General features: G+C 66.2%; 21 protein-coding genes and 1 tRNA gene. 20 read left to right on the top strand and 2 right to left on the bottom strand.

Annotated features, from left to right (window positions below; all coding sequences use genetic code 11):
* Positions 1-3: 3 nt before the first annotated feature.
* The 13 genes from FB460_RS07820 to FB460_RS07770 all read left to right on the top strand — a co-directional run bounded on the left by FB460_RS07820 (position 4) and on the right by FB460_RS07770 (position 6,669).
* Entirely contained in the window at positions 4-1,242 is a 1,239-nt protein-coding gene (locus FB460_RS07820) for a glutamate-5-semialdehyde dehydrogenase (protein WP_142093584.1), read from the top strand.
* 10 nt (positions 1,243-1,252) lie between these two features.
* On the top strand, positions 1,253-1,432 hold the full coding sequence (locus FB460_RS07815) for a hypothetical protein (protein ID WP_142093583.1): 180 nt from the start codon (positions 1,253-1,255) through the stop codon (positions 1,430-1,432).
* Between the two features lie 18 nt (positions 1,433-1,450).
* Complete coding sequence (gene nadD / locus FB460_RS07810; protein WP_142093582.1) at positions 1,451-2,161, top strand: nicotinate-nucleotide adenylyltransferase; 711 nt, start codon at positions 1,451-1,453, stop codon at positions 2,159-2,161.
* Positions 2,158-2,529 (top strand): ribosome silencing factor, encoded by a 372-nt coding sequence (gene rsfS / locus FB460_RS07805; RefSeq protein ID WP_142093581.1) that lies wholly within the window; start codon positions 2,158-2,160, stop codon positions 2,527-2,529. The genes nadD and rsfS overlap by 4 nt, the downstream gene beginning before the upstream one ends.
* Before the next feature lie 2 nt (positions 2,530-2,531).
* Positions 2,532-3,128 carry a histidine phosphatase family protein gene (locus tag FB460_RS07800; protein WP_170210006.1) on the top strand — a complete coding sequence of 199 codons (597 nt, stop codon included), beginning with the start codon at positions 2,532-2,534 and terminating at the stop codon, positions 3,126-3,128.
* Positions 3,128-3,640 (top strand): methylated-DNA--[protein]-cysteine S-methyltransferase, encoded by a 513-nt coding sequence (locus tag FB460_RS07795; RefSeq protein WP_142093579.1) that lies wholly within the window; start codon positions 3,128-3,130, stop codon positions 3,638-3,640. The genes FB460_RS07800 and FB460_RS07795 overlap by 1 nt, the downstream gene beginning before the upstream one ends.
* The gene (locus tag FB460_RS07790) at positions 3,633-4,280 is read left to right on the top strand and encodes an alpha-ketoglutarate-dependent dioxygenase AlkB family protein (RefSeq protein ID WP_246044325.1); all 648 of its coding nucleotides are present in this window, start codon (positions 3,633-3,635) and stop codon (positions 4,278-4,280) included. The genes FB460_RS07795 and FB460_RS07790 overlap by 8 nt, the downstream gene beginning before the upstream one ends.
* Entirely contained in the window at positions 4,277-4,963 is a 687-nt protein-coding gene (locus FB460_RS07785; protein WP_342775214.1) for a DNA-3-methyladenine glycosylase I, read from the top strand. Before FB460_RS07790 ends, FB460_RS07785 begins: the two co-directional genes overlap by 4 nt.
* Positions 4,960-5,088 (top strand): hypothetical protein, encoded by a 129-nt coding sequence (locus FB460_RS13430; RefSeq protein ID WP_281281834.1) that lies wholly within the window; start codon positions 4,960-4,962, stop codon positions 5,086-5,088. The genes FB460_RS07785 and FB460_RS13430 overlap by 4 nt, the downstream gene beginning before the upstream one ends.
* 68 nt (positions 5,089-5,156) lie before the next feature.
* Positions 5,157-5,229, top strand: a tRNA-Ala gene (locus FB460_RS07780).
* A gap of 177 nt (positions 5,230-5,406) precedes the next feature.
* Complete coding sequence (locus FB460_RS07775; protein ID WP_142093577.1) at positions 5,407-6,219, top strand: PaaX family transcriptional regulator C-terminal domain-containing protein; 813 nt, start codon at positions 5,407-5,409, stop codon at positions 6,217-6,219.
* 91 nt (positions 6,220-6,310) lie between these two features.
* Complete coding sequence (locus tag FB460_RS13055) at positions 6,311-6,475, top strand: hypothetical protein (RefSeq protein ID WP_170210005.1); 165 nt, start codon at positions 6,311-6,313, stop codon at positions 6,473-6,475.
* Positions 6,472-6,669 carry a hypothetical protein gene (locus tag FB460_RS07770; RefSeq protein WP_142093576.1) on the top strand — a complete coding sequence of 66 codons (198 nt, stop codon included), beginning with the start codon at positions 6,472-6,474 and terminating at the stop codon, positions 6,667-6,669. The genes FB460_RS13055 and FB460_RS07770 overlap by 4 nt, the downstream gene beginning before the upstream one ends.
* A gap of 92 nt (positions 6,670-6,761) precedes the next feature.
* Here FB460_RS07770 and FB460_RS07765 read toward each other — a convergent pair whose 3' ends face one another.
* Positions 6,762-7,094, bottom strand: a complete 333-nt coding sequence (locus tag FB460_RS07765) for an ArsR/SmtB family transcription factor (protein WP_211345908.1) — start codon at positions 7,092-7,094, stop codon at positions 6,762-6,764.
* A 135-nt stretch (positions 7,095-7,229) separates the two neighbouring features.
* Between FB460_RS07765 and FB460_RS07760 the strand changes: the two genes are divergently transcribed.
* The 6 genes from FB460_RS07760 (at position 7,230) to leuS (ending at position 14,393) form a co-directional block, all read left to right on the top strand.
* Positions 7,230-7,703, top strand: a complete 474-nt coding sequence (locus FB460_RS07760; protein ID WP_142093574.1) for a hypothetical protein — start codon at positions 7,230-7,232, stop codon at positions 7,701-7,703.
* 7 nt (positions 7,704-7,710) lie between these two features.
* Complete coding sequence (locus FB460_RS07755; protein ID WP_142094269.1) at positions 7,711-8,589, top strand: 3-methyladenine DNA glycosylase; 879 nt, start codon at positions 7,711-7,713, stop codon at positions 8,587-8,589.
* Entirely contained in the window at positions 8,586-9,770 is a 1,185-nt protein-coding gene (locus tag FB460_RS07750; protein ID WP_211345907.1) for an MFS transporter, read from the top strand. Before FB460_RS07755 ends, FB460_RS07750 begins: the two co-directional genes overlap by 4 nt.
* A 126-nt stretch (positions 9,771-9,896) precedes the next feature.
* On the top strand, positions 9,897-10,955 hold the full coding sequence (locus FB460_RS07745; protein WP_142093573.1) for a DUF4192 domain-containing protein: 1,059 nt from the start codon (positions 9,897-9,899) through the stop codon (positions 10,953-10,955).
* Positions 10,956-10,964: 9 nt separating this feature from the next.
* The gene (locus FB460_RS07740; protein ID WP_142093572.1) at positions 10,965-11,897 is read left to right on the top strand and encodes a carbohydrate kinase family protein; all 933 of its coding nucleotides are present in this window, start codon (positions 10,965-10,967) and stop codon (positions 11,895-11,897) included.
* A 57-nt stretch (positions 11,898-11,954) separates the two neighbouring features.
* Entirely contained in the window at positions 11,955-14,393 is a 2,439-nt protein-coding gene (leuS, locus tag FB460_RS07735) for a leucine--tRNA ligase (protein ID WP_142094267.1), read from the top strand.
* Positions 14,394-14,417: 24 nt separating this feature from the next.
* On the opposite strand, the gene FB460_RS07730 is transcribed toward leuS, so the two are convergent.
* Entirely contained in the window at positions 14,418-15,068 is a 651-nt protein-coding gene (locus FB460_RS07730; protein ID WP_142093571.1) for a hypothetical protein, read from the bottom strand.
* Between the two features lie 149 nt (positions 15,069-15,217).
* Here FB460_RS07730 and FB460_RS07725 point away from each other — a divergent pair, with 149 nt between their 5' ends.
* On the top strand, positions 15,218-15,925 hold the full coding sequence (locus FB460_RS07725) for a hypothetical protein (protein ID WP_142093570.1): 708 nt from the start codon (positions 15,218-15,220) through the stop codon (positions 15,923-15,925).

Here is a 15,925-nt window from a genome sequence, read left to right as displayed (position 1 = left end):
CGCATGGACATCACGACGCTCGGCACCCGCGCCCAGGCGGCGTCACGGGTGCTCGCCACGGCGACGACCGCGCAGAAGAATGAGGCGCTGAACGCGATGGCCGATGAGCTGCTGGCGGCTTCTGCTGCGATCGGTGAGGCCAACGCCCAGGACGTGTCGGCGGCCCGCGACGCGGGGACTGCGGAATCACTGCTCGATCGCCTGACGCTCACCGAGACGCGACTGCAGGGTATGGCCGATGGGCTGCGCGCCCTGGCTGATCTCGCCGATCCGGTCGGGCAGATCGTGCGGGGATGGGTCAACCCGAACGGTGTGGCCGTGCGTCAGATACGGGTGCCATTCGGCGTCATCGGCATCATCTACGAGGCCCGCCCCAATGTGACCGCCGACGCGGGAGGGATCTGCTTGAAGTCGGGCAATGCCTGCCTGCTGCGGGGATCGTCGTCCGCGCTCCGCACGAACAGGCAGACGATCACCGCACTGCGGGCGGGGCTCGAGAAAGCCGGGCTGCCCGCAGACGCGGTGCAGCTCGTCGAAGGACCTCGTGAGGCGACGCATGAGTTGATGACCGCGCGAGGACTGGTGGATGTCCTCATCCCGCGTGGGGGAGCGGGACTCATCCAGACCGTGGTGGAGAACTCCACCGTGCCGGTGATCGAGACCGGAACCGGCAACTGCCACCTGTACGTGGACAGCGCCGCCGACCTGGACATGGCCACGACGATCCTGCTCAACGCCAAGACCGACCGTCCATCGGTGTGCAACACGGCCGAGACCGTGCTTGTGCATGCCGATGTCGCCGCGCAGTTCTGGGCACGTGCCGCGTCGGAACTCGCCGCCGCGGGGGTCACCGTGCACGCCGATGAACGCACCCGCGCCCTCGTCCCCGACGCGGTGGCCGCCACCGAGGACGACTTCGTCGCCGAGTGGTTGTCCCTGGACCTGTCGGCCAAGGTCGTGGACGACATCGACTCCGCCCTCGAGCACGTGCGTCAGTACTCCACGGGCCACTCCGAGACGATCGTGACGCACGACCTGGTCGCTTCCGAGCGCTGGTGCGCGGAGGTCGACGCCGCAGCGGTGCTGGTCAACGCATCGAGCCGTTTCGTCGATGGCGGTGAGTTCGGTTTCGGTGCCGAGATCGGTATCTCGACGCAGAAACTCCATGCGCGTGGCCCGATGGGGCTCGCCGAGATGACCTCGACGAAATACCTCGTCGTCGGTTCCGGACAGATTCGATAGGATCCCCGACATGCTCAACGTTCTTCTGCCCCTGGCCGGTGAAGGGTCCAAGCTCGTGAACGAGACGCCGATCCCGGCACCGTTCATCGGACTCATCGCTTTGGCCATGCTGCTCATCGCGCTCACCGCCGTCCGCGGGGTCGGCCACGGTCGCCCGCACAGCGAGGGCGATGGCTCCGAGGGCAACTGACCCGGGCGTCACGGCCGCATGACCGTATCCACCGGACTGCCCCGTCCCGCCGGCGCCACACATCGGCTCGGTGTGATGGGTGGCACCTTCGACCCCATCCACCACGGGCACTTGGTGGCCGCCAGCGAGGTGGCTGCACGCTTCGAACTCGATGAAGTGGTTTTCGTGCCCACCGGCGTCCCTTGGCAGAAGAAGGGACGCCGCGTTTCACCAGCCGAGCACCGCTACCTGATGACGGTGATCGCCACTGCGTCGAATCCGCGCTTCACGGTCTCACGTGTCGATATCGACCGTGAGGGTGACACCTACACCGTGGACACGCTCAAGGATCTGCGGCAGTTGTATGGCGACACCACTGAGATGTTCTTCATCACCGGAGCCGATGCCCTGGCCAAGATCCTCACGTGGCGGGGTGCTGACGAGCTCTTCGATCTCGCCCACTTCGTGGGCGTCTCACGCCCCGGGGTGGAGCTTCATTCCCCCGCGGTGGAGCACCTGCCGCCTGAGCGGGTCACGTTGATGGAGGTACCTGCATTGGCGATCTCCTCGACCGACTGCCGCGAACGCGTCCGCGACAACATGCCCACCTGGTACTTGGTGCCCGATGGCATCGTGCAGTACATCCAGAAGACCGGGCTGTACAAGTCCGGCGTCGACGTGGCGAGCGGCACCACATCCGAACCCCGGATCCCCGAATCCGAGAGCGCCGACTCAGAAGGGACCACATGACCGCCGCCGATCAGGCCTTGCAGATGACACGGCTCGCCGCCGAAGCGGCTGTCGAGAAGAAGGGCCGCGACCTGGTGGCGTTCGACGTCTCCGAACAGCTTGCGATCACCGATGTGTTCCTCGTGGTCACCGGCACGAGCGACCGTCAGGTGGGTGCGATCGTCGATGCCATCACCGAATCGATGCGTGATGAGTTGGGCCTGTCCCCGGCGCGTCGCGAGGGGGACAAGGAGAACCGCTGGGTGCTCTTGGACTACCTCGATATCGTCATCCACGTCCAGCATGAGGAGGAGCGCGTGTACTACGCGCTCGAGCGGTTGTGGGCAGATTGCCCCGAGATCGATCTGGAGATCGAGGAACAGGAGTAGTCGTGGGCGTTCGTCTGGTGTTGTTGCGACATGGGCAGACCGCATGGAACGCGGAGGGCCGTCTGCAGGGACAGGAGGACGTACCGCTCAACGAGAAGGGGCTGCTCCAGGCAGCTTCGGCGGCGACGCCGGTGGCTGTCTACCAGCCGGTCCGGATCATCGCCTCGGACCTGCAACGTGCCGCCATGACCGCCCAGGCGCTCGGTGAGGTCACCGGGCTCGAGATCACCTACGACTCACGTCTCCGCGAGATCGGCTATGGACAGTGGGAAGGGCGTACGCGTGACGAGATCGGCGCGGATGTGCTCGCCGAGGTCTACGAATCCGCGGAGAACCCCCGGGGCGTCGATGGTGAGAGCCTGACCGACGCCGCTGCCCGCACCGCTGAGGCGTTGGCTGAGATCGCCGCGTCGGGCAAGGATGGTGAGACGATCGTGGTGGTGACCCACGGCACCGTCGCGCGGGCAGGTGTGCAGCATCTGCTCGGTGTGCCGCATGAACTGTGGGAAGGCTTCCGGACCATGGGCAACTGCCACTGGCTGATCCTGGAGCGTGAACCGCATCGTTGGCAGCTGGTCTCCTACAACCTGCACGCTTGATGGAACGCGGCCTGGTCCATCGCGCCATGTCCACTCCGGTGGGGGAGCTGGGATTGGTGGCCTCGGAGGAAGGCCTGATGCGGATCGCCTTTGTCGGCGACGACATCCCCGAGACCGGCGTCGGCGACGACATCCCCGAGACCGGCGTCGGAACCGAAGCCGCCGAACAGCATGTGTACAGGGCCATCGAGCAACTGAAGGAATATTTCGCTGGGGAACGCCGTGAGTTCGAGATGGATCTGGACCATGGCGCATCCGGCTTCCGGGCCGAGACTCAGTTGGCGCTGACCGGCGTCGGCTACGGGGAGACGGTGACCTACACCGAACTGGCAGCCATGGTCGGGCGACCACGGGCCGTGCGAGCGGTGGCGAGTGCGTGTGCCACAAACCCGTTGCCGATCGTGTTGCCGTGTCACCGGATACTGAGGGCAGATGGCGGGCTGGGTGGCTACCGCGGTGGACTCGATGCCAAACGCTGGTTGCTGCGGATGGAGGGCTCGCTGCGTGACTGACCCGCTGTTCGATACGGCCGTGCCTCTGCCGGAGGGTGCCCATCATGTGCCGGGCTTCCTGACTCTCGAACAGCAGAGATGGTTGGTCGCGCGATGCCGTGAATGGATGCGGGGCCCGGTGCCCGCGCACTCGCCCAGGATTCGTGGGCATGCGATGAGCGTCGAGATGGTGTGTCTGGGCTGGCACTGGCGCCCCTACGCATACACGCGAGAAGCGGTGGACGTGAATGGTCGGCGGGTTCTGGAGGTGCCGCCGTGGATGGGGCGTCTGGCCCGGCAGGCACTGGAGGCCGTGGGCGAATCGGATGCCGAGTACGAGCCTGATGTGGCTCTGGTGAACTGGTATGGGGCCGATGCCCGCATGGGAATGCACCAGGACCGGGACGAGCGCGCCTCGGCGCCGGTGGTGTCGTTGTCGGTGGGGGACAGGTGCCGGTTCCGGTTCGGGAACACCGAGAACCGTGGGAAGCCGTATCAGGACTTGGAGCTGGCGTCGGGGGACCTGTTCGTGTTCGGTGGACCGGTGCGACTCGCCTACCACGGAGTGGTGAAGGTGTTTCCCGGTACGGCTCCGCAGGGTTGCGGTGTGGAACAGGGGCGATACAACATCACCCTGCGCGTGACAGGTTTGGAGGGGTGACGGTGGGGCTTGCGTCGAACGGTGATGGCGAGGTTGCTGAGCAGACGGGTCGCCTGGCAGCCGAAGCAGGCGTGGTGGTAGGGGCCGATGGCCTGGCGCGCCCGGCGTGGGCGGCTTCGAACCCTCTGCTGCGGGAGTACTACGACACCGAGTGGGGCATGCCCGTTCGTGATGAGCGCGGGGTGTTCGAGCGGCTGAGCCTGGAGGCGTTCCAGTCGGGGCTGTCGTGGGCGACGATCCTGCGCAAGCGGCCGGCGTTTCGGGAGGCCTTCGACGGTTTCTCACCAGACCTCGTGGCGGGCTACGGGGAAGCCGATGTGGCCCGACTTCTGGCCGATGCGCGGATCATCCGCAATCGGGCCAAGATCCTGGCGACGATCCAGAATGCCGGAGCCACCCTGCGCCTGCGGGAACGCGGGGGACTGGCAGACCTGGTGTGGTCTTTCCGGCCCGCAGAGACTCCGCGACCACACACGATGGCGGAGGTGCCGACACAGTCGGCCGAATCGGTCGCCCTTGCGAAGGCGCTGAAGAGCGAGGGATTCGCGTTCGTGGGGCCGACCATGATGTTCGCGCTGATGGAGGCCATCGGGATCGTTGACACGCACCTGGTGGGGTCTCATCGCCGTGGGAGTTCGGGGGTGTGGCCCGGTGAGCCGCCGAATGCAGCGTTTCATCCATGATCATCAACGCCAGCGAAACGATCATGGATGAAACGCTGCATTCGGTCGGGCAGGTGTGCATGCTGGCCGGCAGAGCAGGGAATGCAGTGGAGCTTTGGAGGCCGGCGAGGCGTGGATTTGTGTGAAGAGTTCGGTTTGGGTTAAAGTTCTCTGGTCGGTTCTTCCGGGGTGCCATATCCCGGGTTGTGACCACGGGGCTATGGCGCAGTTGGTAGCGCGCTTCCATGGCATGGAAGAGGTCAGGGGTTCGAATCCCCTTAGCTCCACAGAAGAGAAACCCCGCCACGGCGGGGTTTCTTTGTTTCTGAAGGCAGATCTGCCCCACGTGGTCATGGCTGGAGACGAGAAGTTCAGATGCGGCCGGGCTGGGAGCCACTGCCGTTGTGATGGGAGCCATCCTGGATGGCCGGGAGCTTCTCCTGATGCGTGGATAGTCTCTGGGCATGCGGAGCCCATCGCGTTATTATCCCGCGTTCGACAAACCTCCGTTCTGCTTGGCCGTTGCTGATGTCACAGCGATTCCGGGGCCGATCCTGATCGACCTGATGACTCGGTTGGATCTCACCGAATCCGCCAATCGCTCAGTGCTCAACAGGATGGTCTCCCGTGGCTCTCTCGCTCTTTCGCGCACCGGTCGGGTGGGGGTCTATCGCTTGGCCGGGCACCTGTTGGCCAATTTCGAGCGGATCCGCGGCGGAGGGCAGCCGCCGAGCTGGGACGGGCGTCTGCACGCTCTCATCTACGACACCTCCGAAACGCGGCGCACCGCGCGGGAACGCTTTCGAGCAGCGGCCATGCGGGTCGGGTACCGATCCCTCCGGCCCGGAGTGCTGGTGTCGCCCAGCGACCAGAGCAGCGCGCTTTCCGGACAGATTCATGAGCTGGGGGTCATGCCCGGATTCTTGGACACTGATGTGGACACGGCGCGGGCCATCGCGAACCGGGCCTGGTCCCTGGGTCGCGTGCGCGAAGAGGGGGAGCGTTTGTGCGAACACCTGGAGGCCGCCGTTCCCGAGCTCTCTGGCCTTGGCGCGGAGAGCGCTTTTCGTCGTCTCCATGGGCTCATTCGACCGGTGGTCGCGTGGACCGTGGAGCTTGGCGGCCTCCCTGCGGAGTTGATGCCCGAACACTGGCCCGGCCGCCGTGTTCATCAGTGCCTGGCGGACATCCACGGTGTCCTGCTGCCCAGTGCCTCGGCATTCGCTGAAGAGGTCATCCGGGCGAGCCCCTACCTGGAATTGGTGGAGTGGCGCTGAACGCGCTGCACCGGTGATCGTTGCAACGACACACGCGTGCTTGTGCATCAATCACCGCGTTGGAAGGGTTGCGGCGTCGAAAGGGGTCCTGATGCACGTCTCCTACGGTGCCCTTCTCGTCGGTGCGCTTGGGCTGGTCTACGGGTTGGTCGGCAGGCAGCTCAGCAAGCGACAGGTCACCATCGGCGCCTTTGTCCTACTCGTGGCTGCGTTGGCACTCGTCGTGGTGCCCTACTTCATGGGAGTGCCCTGGTGAACGAACAACCCCGTTACTCGACCCCGATGGTCGCCGCGACCACCGTCCTCGCCATGATCTTCGGGCTGGCGATCGCCTTTCTGGGGGTCACTCCTGAAAGCCGGCCCGTGTGGTTCTGGCTGGGATGCGCCGTGGTCGGCATCCTCTTTGTCGTGTTCCTCCTCGTGCCCGTCGTGCGTGGTCTCCGGCATTGACCCACGACCCGGGGCGGTGGGCCCCGACGTGGGTTCACCGCCATGCGGGGCATCGCCACACCGTGGCGCACCGGCCTGCTTCGGCGACTCTGTCAGCCGTGTGTGTCATGCCCCGGAAGCTGTGACAGCTCCTCGTGAGCGTGGTCGAGCGCATCGTTGATGATGCCGAGGACGTGGTCGTCGTCGAGGGCGTAGTAGGCCTGTCGGCCGCTGCGTCGGACCCGTGCGAGCCGGAGCCCCCGGAGGGTCTTCAGGTGTTGGGAGACCAGCGGCTGGGAGAACCCGGTGGCATTGACCAGCTCTGTGACGGTGGCTTCGCCGTCTGCGAGAGCCAGCAGGATGCGAAGCCGTGATGGTGTGCTCAGGGCGCCGAATGTCTCGGTGGCTCGTTCGATCGCGGCTTCGTGGAGGTCTGCGGCGGGCATGACCAGAAGCATATGTGAGAATGGTTCGCAACAGTTTCCGGGGGTGAGGGCGGGCTCATCATGCTCCGGCGCCAGTGAGCACCAGAGGCGCCCGGGCATCACAGCGTAAGAGGCGCGTCGGCTTAGGGTGCAGTCATGCGATGGCGGAGCGTCTGCAACTGGATCAACCTTTCGACGCCTGCAGGGCTGGGTGTCGCGAGGCTCGGACGTTGCGGGGTGCGGCGAGGAACCGAACGCCTGTGGCTCGCCGAGGGCTACCGGTTCGGGTTTCCCATCGCGGGCGCCTTCACCGTTGGAAACGTTGTGATCACCCCACACACCTTCGACGCCCTGCTGAAGCAGAACCCGGGTCTCCTGCACCACGAGGCAGTACACGCCACGCAGTGGGCCCTGCTCGGGCCGCTGTTCCTTCCGCTCTACACCGGGGCCATGGCATGGTCGTGGCTCCGGTCGGGAGACAGGGCGAGCCACAACGTGTTCGAGACCGCCGCCGGGCTGGAGCACGGGGGATATCGTCGCAGCGCAACGCGAGACCTGGCCTCGGCGGCATCCTCCCTCATGGACCGCTGGCGCAAGACGCCACAGGCGGCGTCGGACGGACTACCCTGATGTCGTGATGGTGTTGCCCGAGCCCGAGTGGCGTCTGCTTCAGCAGCGACATCATGCTCGCGTCGATGAGGCCCTCGCCGGGCACAAGGAACGTTCTTCGCGGGGGATCAAACATCCGATCGAGGATTTCCTGTTCGAGTACTACTCGTTCCGCCCGTACCAGCTGCGTCGCTGGCACCCCGGGCACGGCGTCGCGCTCGAGAACGGCGACGAGTACCTCGAGGTGCGCGACTACACCCGGCTGGCCGGGGGTGTGGGCGTCGATGTCGACGCAGTGCTGGGCCACCGCTCCGGCACCGTGCTGTGGGCCGAGCGTCTGCTCCGTGCCACGGCCCAGCGTCCGCCCACGTTCCGGTGTTTCGGCATGCACGAATGGGCCATGGTGCACGGGCTACGTCCCGAGCAGACGCGGCATCCGCAACTCGGGCTTCGGCTGAGCCCCGAGGAGATCGTCGACGCGATCCGCGACACCGGGCTGCGCTGCACGCACATCGACGCCTACCGGTTCTTCACACCCGACGCCAAACCCGTCAATCGCTATGAGCCGACGCGGGAGCGGCAGTCCGAGTTCGACGATCCCGGGTGTCTGCACGTGGGTATGGACCTGTACAAGATCGCCTACAAACTCAGCCCGTTGACCCCCACCGACCTGCTGTGGCGATGCTTCGAACTCGCCCGTGAGATCCGTCAGCTCGACATGCAGGCGAGCCCCTATGACGTGAGCTCTCACGATCTGCCGCCGGTGCGCGTCGAAACACCTGAGGGACGCGCCGAATATGTGCGACGCCAACGCGAATTCAGCGATCGTGCAGCACCGCTGCGGGCTGAACTGTTGGCGTCCATCGAGCCGCTGGCCCATACAGTGAGGCTACGCTCAGCCACGTGAACAAGGCCCCGCTCTCCCTCCTCGTCGTCCTGGTGACGGCCATGACGGCCGGCCCCCTGTTGGGATACGGCGTGGCAGCGGCGGGGCCCGCAGTCATCGAGCAGATCGGTATCACCCCGGGCCAGCTGGGGTCGCTCGCGTCGGTGGCATTCGTCACGGCGGCACTGACGAGTTCCTGGTTGGGACGGCTCGCCGATCGGATCAGCGTCCGGGCCCAACTCGTGGTGGTGCACCTGTCCTCACTGGCTGCGCTGGTGCTCGCAGCGGCGGCACAGAACTATTGGATGCTCTTGGTGGCCTCGGTGCTCGCGGGGCCGCCGTTGGCGATCTGCAATCCGACGACCAACGGCATCCTCATCCGTGACGTGCCTCCGGCGCAGCGCAGCGGTTGGTTGGGGATCAAACAGTCCGGTGTGCAGGTGGCCCAGCTCTTCTCCGGACTGTTCTTTCCGGCCATGACGTTGTGGCTCGGCTGGCGAGGTGCGGCCTTGGGAGCTGCGGGCGTCGTGGTGCTGTTCTGGATCCAGTCCCTCGTGACCGTGCGCGCGGTGGGGGCCACTGAACCCGTGGGGCGCGGCCGACGGGGGAGCGGCGCGTCGGAGCCCCTGCCCGGAACCGTGTGGTTCCTCGCTGGTTTCGCTCTGCTGACCGGGTTCGGGATGCAGGCCACCAACGTGTATCTGCCGACGTTCGCAGTGCAGTCGCTGGGATACCCGCTGATGGTCGGTGGTCTGGCAGCGGCGGTGACCGGCACGGTGGGCGTTGTGTTCCGGGTGTTCTGGGGACGTCAGATGCGGGCGGGCCGACGCGCGACCACGGTCTTCCTCATCATCTCCGCAGGTGCTGTGGGGAGCGGGCTGGTCCTGCTGGCCGCCGACCTGTGGGCGGTTCACGTTCTGCTCTGGTTCGGGGCAGTGCTGCTCGGCGCCTGCACACTCGGCGCCAATGTGGTGGTGAATGCGACGATCATGCAGGTGGTGGCGAAGGGAAGCGTCGGCACGGCAACGGGGATCACCTCGATGGGCATGTACATCGGTTTCGCGTCGGGCCCCATGGCGATGGGGGTGCTCCGGGACGCCACCGGCGACTTCCGTGCCGGGTGGATCATGGTGGCGGCCGTTTATGCGATCGGTGGCCTTCTCGCGTTGGCTCTGCGGCGGCGCGAACCCGGCGAGCTCTGATCAGGATGTGGGCCGGAGGAACATGCGACACGCGGTTGTCCACAGCGTCGCTCCGCTGTCGAGCTCCGTCCACAACCAAGCTTCTTGGCGGAACCATTTGCGTCCACCCCGTCCATAACGTGGGGCATGACCTCCACGCCTCCCTTGATCCGCGCCCGGTCCCACGAAGGAACTCTCGCCGCCATTCCATATCTCATGGGTTTCCACCCGGAGAACTCGCTCGTGTTCCTGTTCGCGGCCGACCGACGTGTCGTCCTCACCGCGCGCATCGACCTGACCTCGAAGAAGCCGGACGCCACGGCTCACGACATCGACGACTTCCACGGCGATGACCTCAGCACGCAGGCGACGGAACCGGCCCATCTCCTCGATGACCTCGAGGGGGTCAACAGGTACCTGAACCATCTGGTGAGTGTCTCCGGGGCCGATCAGGTCTCGTTGGTCGCCTATGGGGACGACCCCGACACCGGACTCCGGATCGTGAAGGCGGTCGCCGATGTGAGCCCCATCCCCGTCGCCGACCGTATCCATGCCACCACGACGCACTTCTGGGCGGCCTGCTGTTCGAGTGATCCGGAGCCCGAGCCCTACGAGGTGGAGAGCCATGAGGTCGCGGCCCAGGCGGTCATGGCAGGGGTCACGGCTCTGCCGGGCCGTGCTGCGGTGGTGGATCTCGCCGCGGGCCCCGACCCGGAGGACCCGGCGTGCCGGGCCGCCCAACGCGCAGCTGCACGTCAGCTCAAGGCGATCAAGCGACGCCGACGCCTGCCGCTGGCAGAAGCGATCGTGCAGCGTCATCTTTCGAACCCCGGAATGATGGACGCCACCACATGCGCCCTGCTGGCTCAGCTGGTTGACGATATCCAGTGCCGAGACGCGGTGTGGTTGCTCATGGACCGTCCCACTGCTGAACAGCACGTGGCGTTGTGGAGCCGGGTTGTGGCACACACCCTGCCGCAATGGGAGGTGCCACCCCTGTGTCTGTTGGGGGTCGCTGCATGGATAGCGGGGAACGGAGCCCTGCTGGTGGAGTGTGCCAGCCGAGTCCGATCCGCCGACCCGGACTACTCACTCGGCAGGATCCTCGACGACATCCAGGCCCGCGCGCTGCCGCCGACATTCTGGGACGAATTGCGCCGTGACCTGCAGGATGACCGCGGGGAGGATGCGAAACGGGCCTCGTAGGCTGGGGGCATGAAGTTCGTCGTGTGCGGTGAGGCCCTGGTCGATCTTGTGCCCGAAACGCAGTGCAGCACGTTCGCCAGTACGTGGCAGGCGCAGTCGGCCGGTGGCCCGATGAACACGGCGATCGCTCTTGCTCGGCTGGGGGAGAACGTGGAGTTCTGCGGCCGGATCTCCCGGGACGACTTCGGGCGCCAGATCGCCGAGCATCTCGCCGACAACCACGTCGGTGCGGCGCATCTGGTGCGTACTGACGATCCGACCTCTCTTGCGGTGGTGAGCCTCGATGAGCAGGGCAAGGCGTCCTACGCGTTCCATTTCTCCGGGACGTCCAACTTCGGCTGGGGCGCAGAGGAACTGACAGCACCTGCTGAAGGGTCGTGGCTGCACGTGGCGTCCCTGGCGTTGGTGGTTCCTCCCTCGAACCAGGTGCTGCTGGAGTGGGCACGGAACCATCGCGGCCCGATGTCGATCGATGTGAATGTGCGCCCCACCGTCATCCCGGATCGGCAGGAGTACTGGCGGCGTATCCAGCCATGGTTCGAGGTGCTCGGGGAGCACGCCGGAGTGCTCAAGGCTTCCGATGAGGACCTTGTGTTCCTGGCCCGCGGCGCCGGAATGGAGCCCGACCCGCTCGAGGCGGCACGCCGCTGGAGCGATCAGTTCGGATTCTCGCTGGCCGTGACGACTCTCGGCCCCGACGGAGCGGTCGCGCAGCGGACCGGGCAACCTGACATCACCGTTCCGGGGGAGCGCATCGAGCTCGCCGACACCATCGGTGCGGGGGACACCTTCATGGGCGCGTTCCTGCGTGCGCACGCCAATGATCCGGCAGATCTCGCCGGTTCCCTGCAGGAGGCCGTGGTGGCGTCGGCACTGGTGTGCGAGCGCCATGGGGCGCAACCACCAACTGGCGCGGAATTGTCCGACCGACTCCGACGCTGAGCGGTAGGCTGCTGGGGCGCATGAGGAGGAACATTGACTGAGAACGCCCCGTACGACATGGTCGCCGCCCAGGAGAAATGGCAGAAGTTCTGGGAGGAGAACCAGACCTTCACACCGCTCGATGATGGTTCGCGGGAACGACGCTATGTGCTCGACATGTTTCCGTATCCCTCCGGTGATCTCCACATGGGGCATGCCGAGGCCTTCGCGATGGGGGATGTGCAGGCGCGCTACCTGCGGTTGAAGGGCTACGACGTGCTGCACCCGATCGGGTGGGACTCGTTCGGCCTGCCCGCCGAGAACGCCGCCATCAAGAACAACGCGCATCCGGCCGAGTGGACTTACGCCAACATCGAGACGCAGGCCAACTCGTTCAAGCGCTTCGGGTTGAGCTTGGACTGGTCGAGTCGTCTGCACACCTCCGACCCGGAGTACTACCGCTGGACCCAGTGGCTGTTCCTGCGGTTCCACGAACGCGGGCTGGCCTACCGCAAGGACTCGCCGGTCAACTGGTGCCCCGGGTGTCAGACGGTGCTGGCCAACGAGCAGGTCGTGCAGGGTGAGTGCGAGCGCTGTCACAGCAGCGTCACCAAACGCAAGCTCACCCAGTGGTACTTCAAGATCACCGAGTACGCCCAGCGCCTGCTCGATGACATGGAGCAGCTCGAGGGCAAGTGGCCCGATCGGGTGCTCGCGATGCAGCGCAACTGGATCGGTCGCTCCGAGGGAGCCCACGTCGACTTCCGTGTCGAAGGACGCGATGAGCCGGTGACGGTGTTCACCACCCGCCCCGACACGCTCTACGGTGCCACCTTCATGGTGGTCGCCCCTGACGCCGACCTGGCCGCCGAGGTCGTCACCGACGAATGCCGCGCCGAGTTCGAGGCCTACCTGGAGAAGACCAAGCAGGCCACCGAGATCGAGCGGCAGTCCACCGAGCGCCCCAAGACCGGTGTGTTCCTCGGCGTCCACGCGATCAACCCGGTCTCGGGGGAGCGCATCCCGATGTATGCCGCGGACTATGTGCTCGCCGACTACGGCACCGGCGCGGTCATGGCGGTGCCTGCCCACGACCAGCGAGACCTCGACTTCGCCAAGGCCCTCGAACTTCCGGTGCGGGCCGTCATCGACACCGGTGAGGCTGACCCGGCCAAGAGCTTCGTGGCCACCACCGGCGACGGCGTCTACGTCAACGCCCCTGCACTCGAAGGAATCGAGGGCACCGAGGCCGGCGTCCGTGCCATGATCGAGAAGTTGGAGGCTGACGGAACCGGCCGGGGTGCGGTCACCTACCGCCTTCGGGACTGGCTGCTCAGCCGCCAGCGTTTCTGGGGCGTGCCCATCCCGATCCTCCACACCGAGGACGGACGCGAGGTCCCGGTGCCTGACGACCAGCTTCCGGTGGAACTGCCCACCGATATGCGCGGTGAACAGCTTTCGCCGAAGGGCACCTCGCCGCTGGCGGCCGCCACCGAGTGGAAGACAACCACCACTCCCGACGGTGAACCGGCGATCCGCGACACCGACACGATGGACACCTTCGTCGACTCGTCGTGGTACTTCTTCCGGTACTGCTCGCCCCACTACGAGGACGGTCCGTTCGATCCGGAGGCCGTGGCCCGATGGATGCCGGTGTTCCAATACGTCGGTGGTGTCGAGCACGCGATCCTGCACCTGCTCTACATGCGGTTCTTCACCAAGGTGCTGCACGATATGGGCTTGGTGCCGTTCAACGAGCCGATGGTGCGCCTGCTCAATCAGGGGCAGGTGATCAACGGGGGCAAGGCGATGTCGAAGTCGCTGGGCAATGGCGTGGATCTCGGCGCTCAGATCGACCAGTACGGCGTCGACGCGATCCGCACCACCGTCATCTTCGCCGGCCCGCCGGAGGACGACATCGACTGGGCCGATGTCTCGCCCGGATCGACGCTGAAGTTCCTGCAGCGCGCGCATCGCATCGCCACCGAGGTCACCAGTGAGGTGGGTGCCGACCCTGCCGAGGGGGACGTGACGTTGCGGCGTCAGACTCACCGGGTCATCCACGAGGTGACCACCGCGATCGACACCCAGCGTTTCAACGTGGGCGTCGCGCGGCTGATGGAGCTGGTCAACGCCACGCGCAAGGCCATCGACTCCGGATGTGGCGCGGCCGACCCGGCGGTCCGCGAAGCGGCCGAGGCACTCGCGGTCATGCTGTCGTTGTTCGCCCCCTACGTGACCGAGGAGATGTGGGAGACGCTGGGGCACGAGCCCTCGGTGGCCAATGCGTCCTGGCCGGTCGCCGACCCCGACCTGCGCGTGGCCGAAGCGGTCACGTGCGTGGTGCAGATCAAGGGCAAGGTGCGCGCCAAGCTCGAGGTCGCCCCCGACATCACCGCAGACGAGCTCGAGAAGCTCGCTCTCGCCGACGAGAACGTCCAGCGCTCCTTGGGTGGTGCCGAGATCCGCAAGGTGATCGTGCGGGCGCCCAAGTTGGTGTCGATCGTTCCGGCCTGATCGGTCAGCGTTCGGGCCGGGTGGTCAACCGATCCACGTGTGACGCTTGTCGCTGACCCACAGGTCGGCTTCGCCCCAGTGCTCTGCTGGGCAGTAGTCGGCCTGACGGTCGGTCACGGTGGAGTGTTCGGTGATGCCGACGCGTTCTGCGATCCGGGTCAGGTCGGGGTCGTCAGCGAGCACGCACAGGGCGGCAGCCGTGCCTGTGCGGTGGTTCATGATCAGCATGCGGCAGGCCTGATCGTCGATCTCCGGCGTCACCACCACCAACGGGCGGCCCTCGAGTTGAGCCCGGCCGAGGGGGCCCACGAGTTCTGCCTCGGAACGGATCGGGTCTGCGCAGACCAGCACACGCACGTCCTCCAGAACGATGCGGCGTCCATCGTTGGCGAAGTCGGTGGTGGCCCACGGGGCGGCGATGCCTTCGGCCTCGTCGTCGGTCAGCTCATCTGCGCGTCTCTGGCCATCTGCGCTGGGAGGCGATGGAGCCGCGCCGATCCCATGCTCCGGGGTGAGGGCCTTCGGCGTCCCGGATTTCTCGGTGAGCGTGGCCCCATCGTCCGGGGCGAGCGACGCCGGGTTCGATGTTCCGGGCCGACGCAGCATCATCACGCACACGATCGCCCCCACGCTCAACGCGACCGCTGCTGCAAGCGTCCATTGCCACGCATCCATGCACCCATTCAAACAGGACGCCTCATCACGCGCCCCACCTCGACGTTGTGCCGGGCTGTCACGGCACAACGTCGAGCTGGGGGAGTGAACGCGCGTTCTTCTACTCTTGGTGGGCAGGTTCGTGCCGATCGCGTCGCAAGGAGAGTCACATGATCACCGGTGCCGCGCGGTTCTGGATGGGATTCCGCGGGCTCCTGCTCGCCATGGCCGTGCTCATGAGCGCCATGATCGTGATGCCGGTGCCTTGGGCGATCGCGGAGGGCGTCCCGGAGGACGAGTGGTCCGAGGTGGTCGTGGTGCTCGCGGTCATGGTGGGACTCGCGGTGTTCTGGCTGGCGGTTCTCGCCGGAGTGGCGTCGCCGCGCTCGTGGTGGGTGACGTTTCGGTACGCATGCCTCGAAGCGTTGTCCTTGAGTTTCCTGTCGCTGGCCATGGCGTGTTTCTTCGTGCCGTTGGTCATCGACCCGGCGAGGTCGCTCACCTTGGTGATGATGTTCATCGCTGCCATCATCACTGCCGCCCTCTTCGTTCTGGCGTGGTTCAAGACGCGCGACGGTATGGCGCGGTGGCGTCGACGCCGCGCGTTGCGGTTGCTCATGTCAGCACCGACGCATGGGCGGCTGCGTGTTTCGGTGGGGCGAGTCGAGGACAGCGTCAGAGCGGGGCGATGGATGCGGATGATGCAGGTCGGTTACGTGCCGAATGGGAGTGAGCCGTACCGATTCTGGACGCTCGGCTGGAATGACCCGCCGACGCTGATGCTCGTCACCTACAACCCGTCGCGGCCCGGGGCGGTGCGTGACGTTGTGTCGGTGTCGGCCGATTCGTTGCGTGAGCACGGCTGGGATTTCAGCTAA

The organism is Propioniferax innocua, from assembly GCF_006716235.1.
Lineage (GTDB): Bacteria > Actinomycetota > Actinomycetes > Propionibacteriales > Propionibacteriaceae > Propioniferax > Propioniferax innocua.
Note: the sequence above shows the minus strand (reverse complement) of the source record. Positions and strands in the feature narration are given on the sequence as shown.